The organism is Corynebacterium sp. CCUG 71335, from assembly GCF_024454075.1.
GTDB lineage: Bacteria > Actinomycetota > Actinomycetes > Mycobacteriales > Mycobacteriaceae > Corynebacterium > Corynebacterium genitalium.
The window spans coordinates 288,361-304,183 of the sequence record NZ_JAGPYY010000001.1 but is presented as its reverse complement, the minus strand read 5'-3'; the positions used below and the strand labels follow the sequence as shown (position 1 = coordinate 304,183).

Genomic DNA, 15,823 nt, shown 5'->3' with positions numbered 1-15,823 from the left:
GCTGATGGTACTGCACCCGGGAGGGTGTGGGAGAGTAAGTTACCGCCGACCAACAACAACAAAAACAACTCAATACACAAGCACCCCGGACACACACCGTGCCCAGGGTGCTTTTCGCACGCCCAAAGACGCCATAACGCCGCATACGGGATGAACCCCTCCCAACGCAATCACGCCGCTCAATTTCGCCGCATCTTCCCTGGTGACGTACGATGCAAGGGCTTGATAGTTTGCCTGCTGGGAGGTTTCCGTGGACGTTCTACCCTCGATTCTGCTGTTCTTCATGGGCATCATGGCGGGCATTATCAACTCCGCTGTGGGTTCGGGTTCGCTGCTCACGCTCCCGGTGCTTCTCGCCATGGGCGTGCCACCCGGTGTGGCGGTACGCACCAACACGATCGGCCTAATGTTCGCGTCTTTTGGTTCAGCGTGGGGCTTCCGCCACGAGACGAAGCGTGAGATGCCGTGGCTGCGTCCACTGATCATCATGACCATTATTGGTGCGGCGTCGGGCTCGTTGCTGTTATTGTTCACACCGACCCGTGCGCTCGACTTCGTTATTCCGATCCTCATCGTTGTGGCATTGCTGTTGGTGGTGTTCCAGCAGCGGATCGTCGACACGCTTGCGCGTGTGGGCAAGGATTCGGAGACCCGTAATGCCGAGGTGCAGGCGGAAAGCGACGAGCCTGTGGGGGAGGCGTACAAGAAGCCTGGCCTCGTCGGAGCGATGGGTCTAGCATCCGTCTACGGCGGGTTCTTCACCGCGGCTCAGGGCATCATCTACTTGGCTGTCATGGGCGTGGGCACTGGTAGGTCGTTCAAGGACGTCAACCCGGTGAAGAATTTCCTGTCCATGATCGTCAACACCGTCGCGGCACTGGTGTACCTCATCGCCTACCTCTTCTTTGGAGCTGAGGTTCTATGGCTCGGTGTTCTCATCCTCGCGGCCGGCGGTGTCATTGGCGGACTGGTCGGCGCCCGCATTGCTAAGCGGGTCTCCAACCGCTTCCTCAAGGGTGTCATCGTTGTTGTCGCGGTCATTGCGCTCATTCGCCAGTTCATCTAGAAGCGTGAGCAGATAGCAATGCGAAAAGCCGGGCTTATGCCCGGCTTTTCTTGTCTCACGCGGCTGGGTGATCAGCCACCTGCGAGCATTTACTCCTTAGTGATGCCGTAGGAGTTGTACAGCTTGACCTCGCGGTCCTCACCGTTGTGCAGGTCACCCTCGACCTGGTAGAAGTCGATCTTGAATTCCTTCTCGGTGACGGTGTAGACGGCGAAGCTCTGGATGGTCGACTGGCGGTAGTTGTCGTGCTTGTGGTCGAACTTCGGAGTCTTCTCCGGCTGCTCAGCGACGTCGAAAAGCTCGTTCCAGGTGTCAACGTCCTCTTCAGTCATCCAGTCGAGCTTCTCGCGGACCTTGTGAACGTGGTCTGCACCCTTCTGGTAGATCGCGTCGTAGGTCTTGGTGCCCGAGGTGTTCGGGATGACGTAGGTGACACCGTCCGGGTTGACGTGGTGCTCAACGCCGTCGATCTCACGCTTTTCGGTGTCCTCGACTTCGCCGTAGGAGAAGTTGTCCGGGCTATACGTCAGGGACTTCGTGCGGGTCAGGTTGTGGTCGTGGCCCTGGAGAACCAGGTCGACGTCGAGCTCGTCAGCCATCTGGACGAACTCCTCACGGGTGACCTGGACGTCCTCGTCCTGCAGGGAGTGGTAGGACGCGGAGTAGACCGGCTTGTGGTAGGCCAGGATGATCCAGTTCGCACCGTTCTCGCGGGCCTTACGGATGTCCTCCTTCGCCCACTCCATCTGCTCGCGGCCGACTGCACCCTCGTCCGGGTTGTCGTCAGACTCCTTGTTGTCGTTGGTGTTCATCACCACGAAGTGTGCGCCGGAGTAGTCGAAGGAGTAGTAGGAGCCGCCATCGATCTTGTCATTGCTGACGGGCACGTTGGTGTGCTCGTTGAAGGCGGTCTCGTGAACGCCCTCTTCCCAACGCAGGTTGTACTCATCGTGGTTACCCGGCGTGTAGGCGTGCGGCAGCTTAATGTTGGCGTCGTGGGAAGCGTTGAGGTTATCGACCCACTCATCCTCGACGGCCGCGGTCTCAACGAAGTCACCGGTGTGGAGCGCGAAGTTGGCGTCCGGAGCGACCTCCATGGCCTTCTCCAAGGTGTTGGCGCCGTACGCCGCCTCGTTGTTCACATGCTCGTTCCAGTAGGCGTTCTGAGTGTCGGTGTAGTGGATGAATTGGAAGCTCTCCTCATCCGGGTTCGAGGTGGTGAACGTACCGGTCTCGGAGTACCCCTCAGACTCGGAACCGACCTGGAAGTAGTAGGTCTTGTTGGGCTCAAGGCCGGTGGCGGTCGCCTTGTTGGAGTGCTCCTTGACGTCGACAAGCGAAAGGTGCGCAAGCTTCGAACCGTCAGCAGTCCACTTCGTGTTTTCGCGGTCGATCTGCTCGTCGGTGAAGTAGCCCTCGACCTCCTCGGGGTTACCTTCATCGTCAACGAGCATGTCGCCCTCGTCGTCGAAGGTCACGGCGGAGTAGATGTAGTAGCCGTCCTTATCGCGCTCGGCGTAACGGTTGGTCACCTCGGTGGTCTCAGCGGGGAACTCCTTGGCGTCGGACATGTCCTCCTGCTCGGAGACGAGCAGCATGGAGTCATCGAGGTCATCCTTGGTGTACCAGTTGAAGCCCATCTCAGTGGAGGTGTCCTCCATGAGGTTCATGGCAATACGGTCAGGCTCATTATCAACCTCGACGTCTGCAACCTCGGGCTTGTCGTCCTGGAGTTCAATCAGGTCAAGACCGTTCTTTTCACCGTAGACCGGGTCAACTTCCTCGACATCGGTTTCGGTGGCGGTAGCGGTTTCTTCAGCTACGTTCTCGCCGTTCTCATTCTCCGCGGTGCACGCGGTGATGAACAGTGCGGAACCGGAAACGATCGCAATGGTTTTGAAATACTTGGATTTGGTGAACACGTGAAAACCTTCGGCATGTTGTTGTCGGAGTGGTCACTATCCACTGTGGGCATGCCGCCCTAACCCGAGGTTTCCCGAGCCTAAATTCAAAATGAACAATCTTGCAGGACTTTAGAGCTTTCCTGAAAGACGGGGTAGCGCTATCGCGGGGAAGTCAGAGAGTAAGCAGGTTATATGGGGTTTCCTTGGCCTCGTCGTAACGTTTCCGCGCCTTTTCCAGCTTCTGCCACTGTTCTTGTGGGATTGCTTCGCGCGCCTTATCCACGACCTCCGCATCCGGTGTCGCCCACGCGATCGGCATCGGGCTCACCTCTTGGAAGTGCTCCGTGTCGCGTGTCGTGCGCCGTCCGCCGACAGCCACGGCCGGTAGCTTCATGCCTTTTTTGGGGGTATCCATCCCAGGGATCGCGGTCACGGTCCGCAGCGCCGCCGCGTACGTCGGTGGCTGGTTCTCGTCGACGTTGATGTTCACAAGCGCCATGATGACGCTGTCGCGGGGGTTGACCTCAGCGATCACCGCCGGTACGAGCGGATAGCGGTCATACAGGTCCTGGGCCGAGCCGACAGAACGGGGAACCAGAAACGCGACGAGCAGCATCATCAACCCGAAAAAGATCAGGCCGAGTCCGCCGACCCATCGCCACGGCGAAGCCGGATCCACCAAGAACCAGACGAGCAGGCCCGCGATAAGACAGATGACAAACAGTGAAACACCGGAGATGACTGCCTTGCGGGTGTCCCGGAGCATTTCGTTGTGCTGCTTGGCAAAGGCCTCGTCGACGTCGAAGTGGAAGTGCATTCTTCAAGGATAAACGGTCGCGCGATGTGTGCTGGTCAGAGGTCGGCGGCGTCGACAAGCCGGTAGGCGTAGCCCTGTTCCGCGAGGAATCGCTGGCGGCGCGCGGCGTACTCGGCGTCGAGAGTGTCGCGCGCGACGATGGTGTAGAACAGCGCCTCTTTGCCGTCTTCTTTCGGCCGGAGCAGCCGCCCCAGCCGCTGCGCCTCTTCTTGGCGCGATCCGAAGGTGCCGGAGACTTGAATGCCCACGGCTGCTTCCGGCAAATCGATGGAGAAGTTCGCCACCTTCGAGACCACCAGCGTGCGCAGCTCGCCACTCCGGAACGCGTCGAAGAAGGATTCGCGTTGGGTGGTCGATGTTTTGCCGTCGATAAGCGGTGCGCCTGTGCGTGCGGCGATCTCTTCGAGCTGTTCGATGAACGCCCCAATAATGAGGATCTGCTCGCCATCGTGTTGCGCAAGAAGCTTATCGACGACACCCAGCTTCCCCTCACTACACGCCGCCACCCGGTACCTTTCGCGGGTCTCGGCGGTGGCGTACACCATCTTTTCCTCGGAGCTGAGTGCCGTGCGGACCTCGACGCATTCGGCGGTGGCAATGTAGCCGGCCATCTCGAGCTCTTTCCACGGGGCGTCGTACCGCTTCGGGCCGATGAGGGAGAACACGTCGTCCTCGCGGCCGTCCTCACGCACGAGCGTGGCGGTCAGGCCGAGCCTGCGGCGCGACTGGAGATCCGCCGCCATGCGGAAGACAGGGGCGGGGAGGAGGTGGACCTCGTCGTAGATGATCAGGCCCCAGTCGCGAGAGTCGAACAGCTCCAAAGCCTTGTACTCGCCCTGTGTTTTGCGTGTGACCACCTGGTATGTGGCAATGGTGACAGGGCGGATCTCCTTGCGCTCGCCGGAATACTCGCCGATCTCCTCTGGCGTGAGCGTGGTGCGGCGCAACAGTTCATCGCGCCACTGCCGTCCAGCGACCGTGTTGGTGACTAGGATTAACGTGGTTGTCTGCGCCTGCGCCATGGATGCCGCACCGACGATCGTTTTGCCTGCTCCGCAGGGCAGCACCACGACGCCGGAGCCGCCCTCCCAGAATGACTCGGTGGCGTATTGCTGATAATCGCGCAGCTCCCAGCCGTCGTGGTTGAGCTCGATTGGGTGGGATTCGCCGTCGACGTAGCCGGCAAGGTCCTCGACCGGCCACCCGATCTTGGTCAGCTCCTGCTTGATATGGCCGCGTTCGGAGGGGTGAACGGGAGCCGTCGTAGCGTCGATCGGAGCGCCCAGCATGGGTTTGATCTTCTTATTGCGCTGGATCTCGGTGAGGATCGTTTCCTCATCGGCTTCGAGGATGAGGCCGTGGGCCGGATGCTTGATCAAGCGAATGCGGCCGTAGCGGGCCATCGTCTCGGCGACGTCGATAAGCAAGGCTTGGGGAACGGGGAAGCGCGAGAAACGCTCGAGGACGTCCACGGCCTGCTCTGCGTCGAACCCGGCGGCGCGGGCGTTCCACAGCGCCAACGGCGTAATCCGGTAAGTGTGGACGTGCTCCGGCGCGCGCTCCAGCTCCGCGAACGGGGCAATCGCCGCACGCGCCTGCGCAGCTTCCGGATGCGCGACGTCGAGGAGGACAGTCTTGTCGGACTGAACGATGAGCGGGCCGTCACCTAAAGGCATACGGGACATTATGCCTGCCTGGTACTAGCGTAGTGCTGGCAGGGTTAGGGGTCCCCGGCGGTAGACACGGAGCGGATACCTAAAATTGGTACTATTTGTGCATGGCTAAGAACACGTCCGTAACCCTTGGGCCGCACTATGAGGAATTCATCGCTCAGATGGTGGCAAGTGGACGCTATGCGACGTCCAGTGAAGTGATCCGCGCTGGCCTCCGCATGATTGAGGACTACGAGCAGCGGCTAGAGGTCCTGCGTCGTGAGATCCAGAAGGGGGAGGAGTCTGGTCTCGCAGAGGACTTTGATTTCAATAAGTTCATAAAAAAAATGAAGCGTGGCAATGACATACCGGCTTAAGGAAGAAGCCGTTGAGGACCTGCGGGGAATCTGGTCCTATTCCGAAACTCAATGGGGGCCAGCACAGGCGGAGCGCTATTTGCGAACTTTGGAAAGGCAATTTGCCTGGATTGCCAATCAACCGACTTCGGGGAAGCTAGTGCCGGGGATTTCTGGGTACCGTCAACGGGCCGCAGGCAGTCACATGATCATCTATCGTCTCGATGATCGAGGCGTGATTGTGATTCGCGTGCTCCATCAAAAAATGGACCCGTCCCGGCACCTCTAAGGCGCACGGAACAGATCCAGATAGGAAGCTAGCCCCGCAGTGCCTCCGACCACTTGGTGGTTTGGCCGTTGTTGAGGATGGTGCGGCGGTAAATGCGCGCGGCGATCCAGACGACGACCACGGTCGCTACGGCAGCCAGGGCGAGGGAGCCCGTGAGCTGAAGTGCGGTGAAGTCGCCGGCCGCGTACGACAGTGGTGCGGCGAAGATGGATACCGGCGGGATCCAGCTGGCCACCTGCATCCAGGTGGCGTCTGTGGCCATCCAGCCGAATGCCGGAATGTAGGCGCTGACAATGATCAGCAGCAGGACGGGCATCTGTGTGGACTGGAGGTCTTCAGTGCGCTGGACCATCGCGCCGGCAGCGGCGTAGAGGCCGGCGAAGAAGAGCATGGCCAGCAGGTAGGAGACGAGCATGATGGGCAGGATGGACCATTCGATGCTGATATCTTCCAGCAGACCTGTGAACTGCAGCGCGGCGAAACCAGCGCCGAGCAAGATCGCGGTGGAGATGAAGCCGAAGACGAGGTTGCCCAGGATCTTCCCGGCCAGGAAGTCCAGCGGACGGACGGCAGCGAGGACGAGCTCGACGACGCGGGAGGACTTCTCCTCCGTCACGCGGCTGCCCACCTGCGCGGCGAAGGTGATCACCATGAACACGATGAGCATGAGCAAGATGAATGCGGTGAGCAGGCGTGCGAAGTCCTGTTCGGAAGCAGCATCGTCTTTGCCTTCGTCGATATTGGCAATGTTTACTGCTTCGACGTTGATCTCTGGGGAGGCGGACTGGAAGTCGGTGGGTGAAATGCCCAGCTGTTCCAGCGCGGCGGCTTGTGAATAGGACTCGGCGAGGGCATCCACGGTGGTCATCACGGAAGTGTCGGGAAGACCGTCGGAGATGACCTGCCAAGTGTCGTTTTCAGCGACGAGCGCGGCATCGACATCACCGTCACGCACGAGGTTCTCGGCTTCCGTGCGGTCGGCAACATCGCGGGCCTCAAGGCCGGACCCCTCGAGCGTCTGCTTATCGACGTTGACTACCGCCACCGGCGTGGCTTTGTCCTCTGGGTCCTTATCCTTCTGCCAGGACGCGAAACCGACGGCTGCGAGAATGGCCACGAGCATGATGACCAGGGTGATGATCACGGATTTCTTGCTGAACAGAATCTGGATCTCGCGCTTAGCGGTGGTGAGGACGGTGTGGAGCGGGGAATAGGTGCTCGTGGTCATTACTTCACAACCTCCTTGAACAGGTCGGTCAGGTCGGGGACGACACGGGTGAATTCATGGACATCGCCGGCGGCAAGGGCAGCGTGCAGGATGCGCTGGTCGTCGCCGGTGGAAGAGGTCTCGAGGATGACGTGGTTCGCGGCGTCGTCGATAAGCGTCGTGCCCTCCGGGAACCATCCGCGGGCCGTGGTGCCGACCTTGTAGCGGATCGGGCCGTGGGTGCGCAGCTCGTCGACTGTGCCTTCGGCGACCATGCGGCCGCGGGTGACGATGCCGACGCGGTCGCACAGGCGCTGGACGAGGTCGAGCTGGTGGGATGAGAAAACGACGGGGACACCATTGCGGGCGCGGTCGGTGAGCATGGTGCTCATGACGTCCACAGCGACGGGGTCGAGGCCGGAGAACGGCTCGTCGAGGATGAGGATGTCCGGGCCGTGGATCAAGCTTGCGGCGAGCTGGACGCGCTGCTGGTTGCCCAGCGAGAGATCGTCAAGCTTGTCGTTCACACGCTCGCCCAGGCCGAGCTCGCCTAGCAGGTCCTCGCCGCGCTTTTTCGCGGCGGCTCGGTCGACACCGTGGAGCTGAGCCAAAAAGACCAGCTGGTCGAGGACTTTCTCCTTGCCGTACAGGCCGCGCTCTTCGGGCATGTAGCCAATGCGGCGCCGCGTGGCGTCGTCAAGCGGGGTGCCGTCGAGGAGGACTTCACCGGAATCGGCCTCGAGCACGCCGAGCGCGATGCGCATTGTGGTGGACTTGCCGGCGCCGTTGGAACCAACGAAGCCGTAAATTTCGCCGTCACCGACATTGAAAGTCATGCCGTCGAGCGCAGTGACGTCGCCATAGCTTTTGTGCAAGTCTTTTATCTCTAACGTGGTCATTATTCCTCCACTGGCTGGTCTTCAGGGTGGTCGCGGTTAATGGTGGCAGCGAAGCCGATCATGGGCAGGGTGGCCACGAACAGGTAGGTGAACACCATGTACAGGCCGGCCGTTTCGTAAGCGACGCTATTGCCGGAGTCGGCGATGAACTTGGCATACAAGAGAAACCCAGCTCCGCCTACGAAAGTGAGCGCCGAATATGCCTTGAACGCGCGTTGACGCCATGTGGCGAAGATGTCGCGCTCGTATTCATCGAGCTGCGAATCTGGTAACCGGTCCTTGCTGTCGTTAGCCCCGCGGATATAGGTCCACGCGGCCATGGAGAGGAGCATGGCCACGATGTACGACAGCGAGAACGGCCACGAATCTAGTTCTGCGATCAGTGAGATGCCGAACAGTAGCGCCGCAACGATCAAGCCAGCAAAGTAAACCGCGATGAGAACACGCGTCGCTTTCTGGTTGCGTACTCTTTTAGAGCCTGGAAGTGATGCTCGGTTCTGTCTTGATATGGAAGTCATCGCTTGTAGAGCTCCTTCGACATAGGGGCGAATTCATTGCGCGAAAAAACCGCTTCGACCGGGAGCTCAAAGACCTCGCAGACGCGGAAAGCGAGATCGAGGCTGGGGGAGTGGTCGCCGCGTTCCAAAGCGCCGATGGTCTGCGGGTTCACGTCGATGAGTTCCGCGAGTTGGTTGCGCGACATGTCGCGCTCAGTCCTCAGTACGCGAACCCGATTGAAAATCGGACTCTTCGGTTCTTTTCGTGCTGCCACACAATCAAGTGTTGTATAAACCCAACAATCTGTCAACGAATTGGAGGAAAAAAGTTTGGTGAACCCGATGGGGATAGCATGAAACTATGACTGCAACAATCACATCCCCTGCTGCGCATCTGGCCCGCGAATTAGGCTCCGATCAGACGATTTCCACCCGCCAGATCGATCGGATCAAGTACGCGCACGATGCATCGCACTTCCTGTACACCCCGCAGGTGGTCGCGGAAGCGCGCAACGCGAACGATGTCGCCGCGGCCTTCCGGGCATCGGCATCGTCCGGCACGCCAGTCGTGCTGCGTGCGGGCGGTACCTCGCTGTCCGGGCAGGCTGGGGGCGGGGGCATGCTTGTCGACGTCCGCAAGCACTTCCGCGGCGTCGAGGTCCTCGATGCCGGTAAACGTGTGCGCGTCCAACCCGGCTCGACGGTGCGGCAGGTCAACGCGCACCTCGCGCCCTACGGCCGGAAACTCGGTCCCGATCCTGCTTCCGAAGGTGCGGCCACGCTCGGCGGCGTGATTTCCAATAACTCCTCCGGTATGGCGTGCGGCACGCAGTACAACACCTACAACACGCTCGAATCCTTGACGTTCGTGCTGCCGTCCGGCACCGTCATCGACACCGCGCATGCGGATGCGGAGGCGCAGTTTGCACGGGAGGAACCGGAGCTCGCGGAAAAGCTCGAGCAATTGAAGCGTCGCGTTCGCGGCAATGCTGAATCCGTGAAGAAGATCGAGCAGCACTTCGCGCTGAAGAACACGATGGGCTACTCGCTCAACGCGTTCCTGGACTACGAGTCTCCGCTGGAGATCTTCACGCACCTGCTGGTCGCCTCGGAGGGCACCCTGGCGTTCATCGCTGAGGCGGTGCTGCGCACGGTCGAGGTGCCCAAGCTGAAAACCACCACGATCGCGGTGTACCCGACGATCGATGCGGCGACGCGCTCGTTGCCCGCGCTGTTCGATTCCAAGGCCGCGACGCTCGAGCTGATGGATTCGCGCTCCATCGCGGTCGGCCGCGGTTTTGACTCGGTGCCGGAGCAGATCACCGGCTTCGAGCTGGACCAGCACGCCGCGCTGCTCATCGAGTACCACGCGAACGAGGAAGAGCAGCTGCGCGAGTACGAGCGCGCCGGCACGAAGCTCTTGGGCGAGCTGGATCTGGCCACGCCTGCGGAATTCTCCACCGACCCGAAACAAGCTGCGAAGGCGTGGGCTTTCCGCAAGGGCCTCTACGCCCAGGTCGCGGAGGCGCGCCCGTCCGGCACGACGGCGCTGCTGGAGGACATTGCCGTGCCGGTCGAGGATCTGGCCGACACCTGCGGCGGGCTGCAGGGGCTGTTTGACGAATACTCCTACGACGACGCTGTCATCTTTGGCCATGCCAAGGACGGCAATATCCACTTCCTCATCACCGACCGGTTCGAGGGCGATGAGAACTTGGGCCGCTACGACGGGTTCAACGAGGCGATGGTGGATCTCGTGCTCGGCGCGGGAGGAAACCTCAAGGCTGAGCACGGCACCGGCCGCGTTATGGCACCGTACGTGCGCCGCCAGTACGGCGACGAACTCTACGAGGTCATGGTGGAGCTCAAGCGCGCCGTCGACCCGCGCGGGGTGATGAACCCGGGGGTGATCATCACCGATGATGACCGCGAGCACATGAAGAACTTCAAGCTCAACCCACAGGTCGAAGACGAAATCGACTCGTGCGTGGAGTGCGGCTACTGCGAGCCGGTCTGCCCGTCGCGCGATCTCACCATGACGCCGCGCCAGCGCATCGTGGTCCGCCGCGCCCGTGCGCAAGCGATCAAGGACGGCGATACCGAGTTGGTCACGCACATCGACGCCGAATACCAGTACGAGGGCATCGATACCTGCGCCGTCGACTCGATGTGCGTGACCGCCTGCCCGGTGGGCATCGACACCGGAAAATTCATTAAGTCGCTACGCCGCGGACAGGCCGGTGCCGTCGAATCCGCCGGCTGGGCCGCCGCTGCGAAGGCATGGGGCCCGGGCAATAAGCTCGCGTCCACCGCGCTTACCGGCGCGTACTACCTGCCGTCTTCCCTCGTGGAGAAGGTCACTGGCGTTGCCCGCGCGCTTGTCGGCGAGGACACCGTGCCGTCGTACCGCCCGGAGCTGACCAAGGGCGGTACTTCCCGCGCCAAGGCGTTCGGCACACGGATCGGCGACCCGAATGCTGAGCCCGTCGGCGTGTTCGTTCCTGCCTGCGTGAACTCCATGTTCGGCCCGCAGGGCGATGGCATTGGCGCGTCAGCCGCATTCGCCAAACTGGTCGAGCGCGCCGGGCTGTCGCTCGTCGTGCCGGAAGGCATCGACGGCATGTGCTGCGGCACTCCGTGGGCGTCGAAAGGCATGGCCGCCGGACACGACATCATGCAGCGCCGCGTCAACGACGAGCTCATCGCCGCCACCGATGGCGGCCGCCTACCTGTCATCGTCGACGCCACCAGTTGCACACACGGCTTCCAGGACATGGCGGAGACCATCGGCATCACTGTCATCGACGCTGTCGCATTCGTGGGCGACAAGGTGGTGGACAAGCTCGACGTCACTGACAAGATCGATTCGATCACGTTGCACCCGACGTGCTCGACTACGCACCTTTCGCTTAACGACGATCTGAAGCAGGTCGCCGCTGCCGCCGCCGAGACGGTCAACGTGCCGCCGGAGTGGAACTGCTGCGGCTACGCCGGCGACCGCGGCATGCTCCACCCGGAGTTGACCCAGGCTGCCACGAAGCGTGAGGCGGAGGAAGTCGCCGAATTCGACTCCGAGTGCCACGCCTCCTCCAACCGCACGTGCGAGCTAGGTTTGACCGCCGCGACGGGCAAGGACTACGAGCACGTGCTGGAGGTGCTCGAGCGGGTGAGCCGCTAGGCCATCACGACCTTGGTGATGCGCGGCAACGCGATGCGCACCACCCTGTCAGTGGCGGCGACGTGCACGTCGACCTGCCCGGCAGATACCGACAAAGGCAGGGCGGTGAGCGTCCGGCCGCGGCCGTTCTTGTCCACGTAGCCCAGCGTGACCTGGCGCTTGCCGCGCGCCGCCGCGCGGAGGACCTCGATCGTGTCCCCGGCGGATGGCGGCGCGGGCTCCGCGCTGGTGCCCTCCGAGCGCAGTCGCGCGATGATCCGTTCGGCCTGCTCGTCGGTGACGGTGGCCGGGCGCGGTAGGCGCGACGGGGTGGCCGGAACGAGCGCCCGCTCCGGCGCCATGTTCAGCTGTGCTCCGGTCTCGTCCTCCGCGGTGGGCTGGAGACCGGCCTTGCGCAGGGCGTGCATGAGCTTCGGCAGCGGAAGCTGCGAGACCGCGACGGTGGGCGCGAGCGGGCGGATGATTCCACTGAGCTTCACCGACGCCGTTGTGATCAGCGCAGGGTCCGCGCTGCGGAGATAGCTCATTGCGGCTCCCGCGCGGATGGAGCCGTGGGTCCGAGCGGTGTCGTCGATGAGGAATGTGATGCCCTGGGGGACCTCGCCCATGACATGGTCGTTCAGCCAGGAATGAATCTCGTCGGCGGTCAGCCCACTGTCCAGGCCGCGGCGGACGGATGCGTCGGTGATGCGCCAGACGCTGGCTACGCCAGGCGACTCGAGCTGCGCGATGTTCTCCAGGAATGCAACCATCTCCAGTTCCAGCGGGCCGGGGGCGAGCACCGTCATGTCCGCCTGTGCGATAAGCATGTCCACCGGGGCCGGTACGAGCGCGCGGGTGGCGGCGGCGATGTCCGCGTTTTCTAAGAGTGCTTTCAACGGTGTCGATGCGGCAGGCGTTGCATCCAAGGCGCCGACGAAACGGGCTTCTTCGACGGTGGTGTCGATGAATGACGGCGGAAACTGGGAGGCTGCCAGGGGAGCAAAGTAGAAGAGTCGCTGAGGATCGCCGTGGTGGTGCAGGATGGTCAGGCGTGCGCCGCGGGCGTCGGGGGAGTGCATCTCCGGCGAGAGGAGCTTTTCCTCCTTGTCCGTCCGCCACGGGGAAGCAGCCCATCCCGTGAGCAGGATCGCCCACTGGTCGGGCAACGTCGCATCCAGCCACGTCAGGGCGTCCTTCGTAGCAGCAAGTACATCGGTGTCGTCCACATTGCCGCGGCCGATCAGCCCGGCAGATTCACCGATGGTGATCAATAACGCTGGGTCGAAGCCGAGTTCTTTGCCTACGTTCGTTCGTACGCGCACGCCGACGGAGCCGTCCTTGTTCAGCGGGACGGGCTCAGCGAGTAGTAGCGTGATCAACTGGCGCAATTGGCGCACGGCGTCGAGCCCCTGCGTCGTGGCGGCGGTGTCGACGCTGTCCTGGTCGATGCTCGGGGCAGACGGTTCCGTCATGGGGAAGGTCCGTGGCGGGTGGCCGCGCAGCACATCGCGGACAGGTCGGGGGAGCCGGACGCTGCTTGAATCGACGCGAACGAGGAGGCCCTTGGCGATGAGGGTGCCGATCGGCGTCGTCGGATCCGCGTCTGGGGCGGCGGCCTTGGTGGTGCCCACGCCGCCGTTGGTGGCGAGCCTTTCCAGCACCTTGCGCTCTGGTCCGGAGATTTCCGCCATCAGGTCGTCGAAGTCGTCCGGCGCACGATCGGTCACGCGCCAGCCGGCGGGCACTGCGCTCAACACCCCCGGTGCAATGCGGAGCTCATCGTCCTTACCGAAGACCAGCGCATGCGCGCGGAGATTATCGAGTGCTCCTTCTCCCGCCTCAGCAGTGGCATCGTACGGGTCGAATTCTGCCCCGGCATCGGCGAGGCGTTCCAGGAGTGCCAGGTCGGGGGCGGTCAAGCGTCGTAAAGCTCGTGCAATCGACCCTGGAAGCGCAAGGCGAGTTGCCAGCGAAGCGATCTGCGGTGGCGCGGGGAAGAACGCGTCCGGGCGGGCGGAGATGAGCCGGCGTAGCGCGCCGTCGTCGAGTTCGGTGAGCGAACGGGTGAAGGAAGTCATTGCGGGGGTGATTTTACGTGCGTTTTCCCTTCCGGCGTGAAAGAATGATGTCCATGGCTAAAGACGTTGACAACATCACCCAGATCAACCCGGCTTGGCCCGCCCACACCCCGGGCAACGGTCACCCGGTGACGGAGATTTCCTCCAAGCTCACAGGCGCATCCAGTCCCTACGGCGACGACCTGATCCTGCCCCGCCCGTGGGAGGAGACCGGGTACGTTCACCCGACGACGCGCATCAACATCGCGCAGTAGTCGCTGCTGACATAGATCCGCACCGTGCAAAAACGCATGGCGCGGATCTTTTTTGCACGTGTGACTATACCGCTTGGTCTAGTTGAATGGGTGGGTTTATAGACAGATTGGTGCAGAACGGCTATTCTTTCACAGGTCAGTACTAGTTCCCTTTTATCGGGAGGTTTTCATGCTTGTGTCCGGATTAGCGGTGGGAGTTGCGCTCGGCGCTGTTATGCAGAGGGGTAGATTCTGCGTGACGGGCATGATGCGCGACGTGTTCCTACAGAAGAAGGGCCGTGGTCTAGTCGCCCTTTTCATCGTCATCGCTGTGCATGCGGTCGGCTTGGCGGCTCTGACATCCTTGGGCGTCATCGCGCCGGAGTACCGCACCTTCGCCCCGCTCGCCGTGATCGTGGGCGGCCTCATCTTCGGCCTATCCATTGTTCTTGCAGGCGGGTGTGCGTCGGGTACGTGGTACCGCTCGGCTGAGGGGCTCGTTGGCTCCTGGTTCGCGTTAGTGTTCTACGGTCTGTCCGCTGCCGCAATGAAGAACGGCGCGTTGTCGGGATTCAACGACTGGATGAAGCAATGGGATACCGGCTGGACCACTCTGCCAGAAACGTTCGGTGTGTCCGCTTGGTGGTTTGCCATCCCACTGGCGCTGGCCACCGCATATGCCGCTCACTTTTACCTTGAGCAGGATGCCGCTGCCCCGAAGGTGACCCTCGACGCACCGTGGTACCGCAAGGCGTTGCACCCGTACGTTGCCGGAGCCGTCATTGGCGTACTCGGTGTTATCGCGTGGCCGCTGTCAGCCGCGACTGGACGTAATGACGGCCTGGGGATCACCACCCCCACTTCCCACGTGACCTCCTACATTGTCACTGGCGAAGCGGAGTATGTTAACTGGGGCACCCTGCTGGTGCTTGGCCTTTTCGTCGGAGCGTTCATTGCGGCGAAGGCCTCCGGCGAATTCCGAGTTCGGGTTCCGGACGCAGTCACGAGCGTGCGCGCCATCGTCGGGGGAATCGGCATGGGTGTCGGTGCCTCTCTGGCCGGCGGCTGCACCGTGGGCAACGGCATGGTTCAAACGTCCCTGTTTAGCTACCAGGGCTGGGTCGCACTCATCTTCATTGCGGCTGGTGTCTATATCGGTGCGAAGATCTGGCTAAAGCCCAGCAAGGCGGGAGTGTCCCCCGAGGACGCTGGAGACTTGTACACCACCGATGAGTCTGTCCGTTCCAGTCACGATGCTGTTCACGACAGTCAAGAGGCCACCCCGGCTTTCAGCTTCCCGGTCGCTAACGGCGCATTGGCAGTGCAGACGAGGCCGAAGCAGGCCCGTAAGGCCCTCCCACTTGGTGGCGGCCGCTACAAGCTGGACACTCTCGGCGCCGTGTGCCCCTTCCCGCTCATTGGAGCGAAGGACGCGATCGCTGAGCTGGACAGCGGTGAGGCCTTGGTGATCGATTTCGATTGCACGCAGGCTACAGAATCCATTCCCCAGTGGGCCGCCGACGATGGCCACTCCGTGAAGGACTTTGTGCAGAACCAGAAGGCTGGCTGGCAGATCACAGTCGTTAAGGATGGCGCTTCCTAGGCTGAGCGCCGTTGCACAAACGAAAAGGGCTTGATTCCGATCTCGTCGGAATCAAGCCCTTT

14 protein-coding genes are annotated in these 15,823 nt (G+C 62.0%); 6 read left to right on the top strand and 8 right to left on the bottom strand.

The annotated features are described in order from the left end of the window. Positions 1-250: 250 nt before the first annotated feature. Complete coding sequence (locus KBX19_RS01505) at positions 251-1,066, top strand: sulfite exporter TauE/SafE family protein (RefSeq protein ID WP_255995788.1); 816 nt, start codon at positions 251-253, stop codon at positions 1,064-1,066. Between the two features lie 89 nt (positions 1,067-1,155). Here KBX19_RS01505 and KBX19_RS01500 read toward each other — a convergent pair whose 3' ends face one another. The 3 genes from KBX19_RS01500 to KBX19_RS01490 all read right to left on the bottom strand — a co-directional run bounded on the left by KBX19_RS01500 (position 1,156) and on the right by KBX19_RS01490 (position 5,463). Next, positions 1,156-2,988 carry a metallophosphoesterase family protein gene (locus KBX19_RS01500; protein ID WP_255997144.1) on the bottom strand — a complete coding sequence of 611 codons (1,833 nt, stop codon included), beginning with the start codon at positions 2,986-2,988 and terminating at the stop codon, positions 1,156-1,158. A gap of 154 nt (positions 2,989-3,142) precedes the next feature. Next, positions 3,143-3,787, bottom strand: a complete 645-nt coding sequence (locus KBX19_RS01495; protein WP_255997143.1) for a DUF3239 domain-containing protein — start codon at positions 3,785-3,787, stop codon at positions 3,143-3,145. A 35-nt stretch (positions 3,788-3,822) separates the two neighbouring features. After that, a complete protein-coding gene (locus KBX19_RS01490; protein WP_255997142.1) occupies positions 3,823-5,463 on the bottom strand; it encodes a DNA repair helicase XPB in 1,641 nt (546 codons plus the stop codon). Between the two features lie 101 nt (positions 5,464-5,564). On the opposite strand from KBX19_RS01490, the gene KBX19_RS01485 reads away from it, so the two are divergent. Together KBX19_RS01485 and KBX19_RS01480 are read left to right on the top strand one after the other, a co-directional pair. Continuing rightward, positions 5,565-5,816, top strand: coding sequence for a type II toxin-antitoxin system ParD family antitoxin (locus tag KBX19_RS01485; protein ID WP_255997141.1), 252 nt, complete (start codon positions 5,565-5,567; stop codon positions 5,814-5,816). Beyond that, complete coding sequence (locus KBX19_RS01480; RefSeq protein ID WP_255997157.1) at positions 5,800-6,084, top strand: type II toxin-antitoxin system RelE/ParE family toxin; 285 nt, start codon at positions 5,800-5,802, stop codon at positions 6,082-6,084. Before KBX19_RS01485 ends, KBX19_RS01480 begins: the two co-directional genes overlap by 17 nt. Positions 6,085-6,112: 28 nt before the next feature. On the opposite strand, the gene KBX19_RS01475 is transcribed toward KBX19_RS01480, so the two are convergent. From KBX19_RS01475 to KBX19_RS01460, 4 genes are read right to left on the bottom strand one after another with little or no spacing between them, the layout of a single operon-like run. Continuing rightward, on the bottom strand, positions 6,113-7,312 hold the full coding sequence (locus tag KBX19_RS01475) for an ABC transporter permease (protein ID WP_255997140.1): 1,200 nt from the start codon (positions 7,310-7,312) through the stop codon (positions 6,113-6,115). Continuing rightward, positions 7,312-8,190 (bottom strand): ABC transporter ATP-binding protein, encoded by an 879-nt coding sequence (locus KBX19_RS01470; RefSeq protein ID WP_005291479.1) that lies wholly within the window; start codon positions 8,188-8,190, stop codon positions 7,312-7,314. Before KBX19_RS01470 ends, KBX19_RS01475 begins: the two co-directional genes overlap by 1 nt. Continuing rightward, a complete protein-coding gene (locus KBX19_RS01465) occupies positions 8,190-8,708 on the bottom strand; it encodes a hypothetical protein (protein WP_005291477.1) in 519 nt (172 codons plus the stop codon). Before KBX19_RS01465 ends, KBX19_RS01470 begins: the two co-directional genes overlap by 1 nt. Continuing rightward, positions 8,705-8,962 (bottom strand): helix-turn-helix transcriptional regulator, encoded by a 258-nt coding sequence (locus KBX19_RS01460; RefSeq protein WP_255997139.1) that lies wholly within the window; start codon positions 8,960-8,962, stop codon positions 8,705-8,707. Before KBX19_RS01460 ends, KBX19_RS01465 begins: the two co-directional genes overlap by 4 nt. A gap of 86 nt (positions 8,963-9,048) precedes the next feature. On the opposite strand from KBX19_RS01460, the gene KBX19_RS01455 reads away from it, so the two are divergent. Continuing rightward, positions 9,049-11,865: an FAD-binding and (Fe-S)-binding domain-containing protein gene (locus tag KBX19_RS01455; protein WP_255997138.1), complete on the top strand. Its 2,817-nt coding sequence runs from the start codon at positions 9,049-9,051 to the stop codon at positions 11,863-11,865. Here KBX19_RS01455 and KBX19_RS01450 read toward each other — a convergent pair. Beyond that, positions 11,862-13,925 carry a helicase-associated domain-containing protein gene (locus tag KBX19_RS01450; protein ID WP_255997137.1) on the bottom strand — a complete coding sequence of 688 codons (2,064 nt, stop codon included), beginning with the start codon at positions 13,923-13,925 and terminating at the stop codon, positions 11,862-11,864. The genes KBX19_RS01455 and KBX19_RS01450 overlap by 4 nt on opposite strands. Before the next feature lie 53 nt (positions 13,926-13,978). Between KBX19_RS01450 and KBX19_RS01445 the strand changes: the two genes are divergently transcribed. Together KBX19_RS01445 and KBX19_RS01440 are read left to right on the top strand one after the other, a co-directional pair. Then, positions 13,979-14,179 carry a hypothetical protein gene (locus KBX19_RS01445; protein ID WP_255995776.1) on the top strand — a complete coding sequence of 67 codons (201 nt, stop codon included), beginning with the start codon at positions 13,979-13,981 and terminating at the stop codon, positions 14,177-14,179. A gap of 169 nt (positions 14,180-14,348) precedes the next feature. Then, positions 14,349-15,761 (top strand): YeeE/YedE thiosulfate transporter family protein, encoded by a 1,413-nt coding sequence (locus KBX19_RS01440; RefSeq protein WP_255997136.1) that lies wholly within the window; start codon positions 14,349-14,351, stop codon positions 15,759-15,761. Positions 15,762-15,823 lie beyond the last annotated feature (62 nt).

What these genes read in the sequence shown, in the direction of transcription:
- KBX19_RS01495 (WP_255997143.1), bottom strand. Translation starts at nt 3,787, where the DNA reads ATGCACTTCCACTTCGACGTCGACGAGGCCTTTGCCAAGCAGCACAAC.
- KBX19_RS01490 (WP_255997142.1), bottom strand. Translation starts at nt 5,463, where the DNA reads ATGCCTTTAGGTGACGGCCCGCTCATCGTTCAGTCCGACAAGACTGTC.
- KBX19_RS01485 (WP_255997141.1), top strand. Translation starts at nt 5,565, where the DNA reads ATGGCTAAGAACACGTCCGTAACCCTTGGGCCGCACTATGAGGAATTC.
- KBX19_RS01480 (WP_255997157.1), top strand. Translation starts at nt 5,800, where the DNA reads ATGACATACCGGCTTAAGGAAGAAGCCGTTGAGGACCTGCGGGGAATC.
- KBX19_RS01475 (WP_255997140.1), bottom strand. Translation starts at nt 7,312, where the DNA reads ATGACCACGAGCACCTATTCCCCGCTCCACACCGTCCTCACCACCGCT.
- KBX19_RS01470 (WP_005291479.1), bottom strand. Translation starts at nt 8,190, where the DNA reads ATGACCACGTTAGAGATAAAAGACTTGCACAAAAGCTATGGCGACGTC.
- KBX19_RS01465 (WP_005291477.1), bottom strand. Translation starts at nt 8,708, where the DNA reads ATGACTTCCATATCAAGACAGAACCGAGCATCACTTCCAGGCTCTAAA.
- KBX19_RS01455 (WP_255997138.1), top strand. Translation starts at nt 9,049, where the DNA reads ATGACTGCAACAATCACATCCCCTGCTGCGCATCTGGCCCGCGAATTA.
- KBX19_RS01450 (WP_255997137.1), bottom strand. Translation starts at nt 13,925, where the DNA reads ATGACTTCCTTCACCCGTTCGCTCACCGAACTCGACGACGGCGCGCTA.
- KBX19_RS01445 (WP_255995776.1), top strand. Translation starts at nt 13,979, where the DNA reads ATGGCTAAAGACGTTGACAACATCACCCAGATCAACCCGGCTTGGCCC.
- KBX19_RS01440 (WP_255997136.1), top strand. Translation starts at nt 14,349, where the DNA reads ATGCTTGTGTCCGGATTAGCGGTGGGAGTTGCGCTCGGCGCTGTTATG.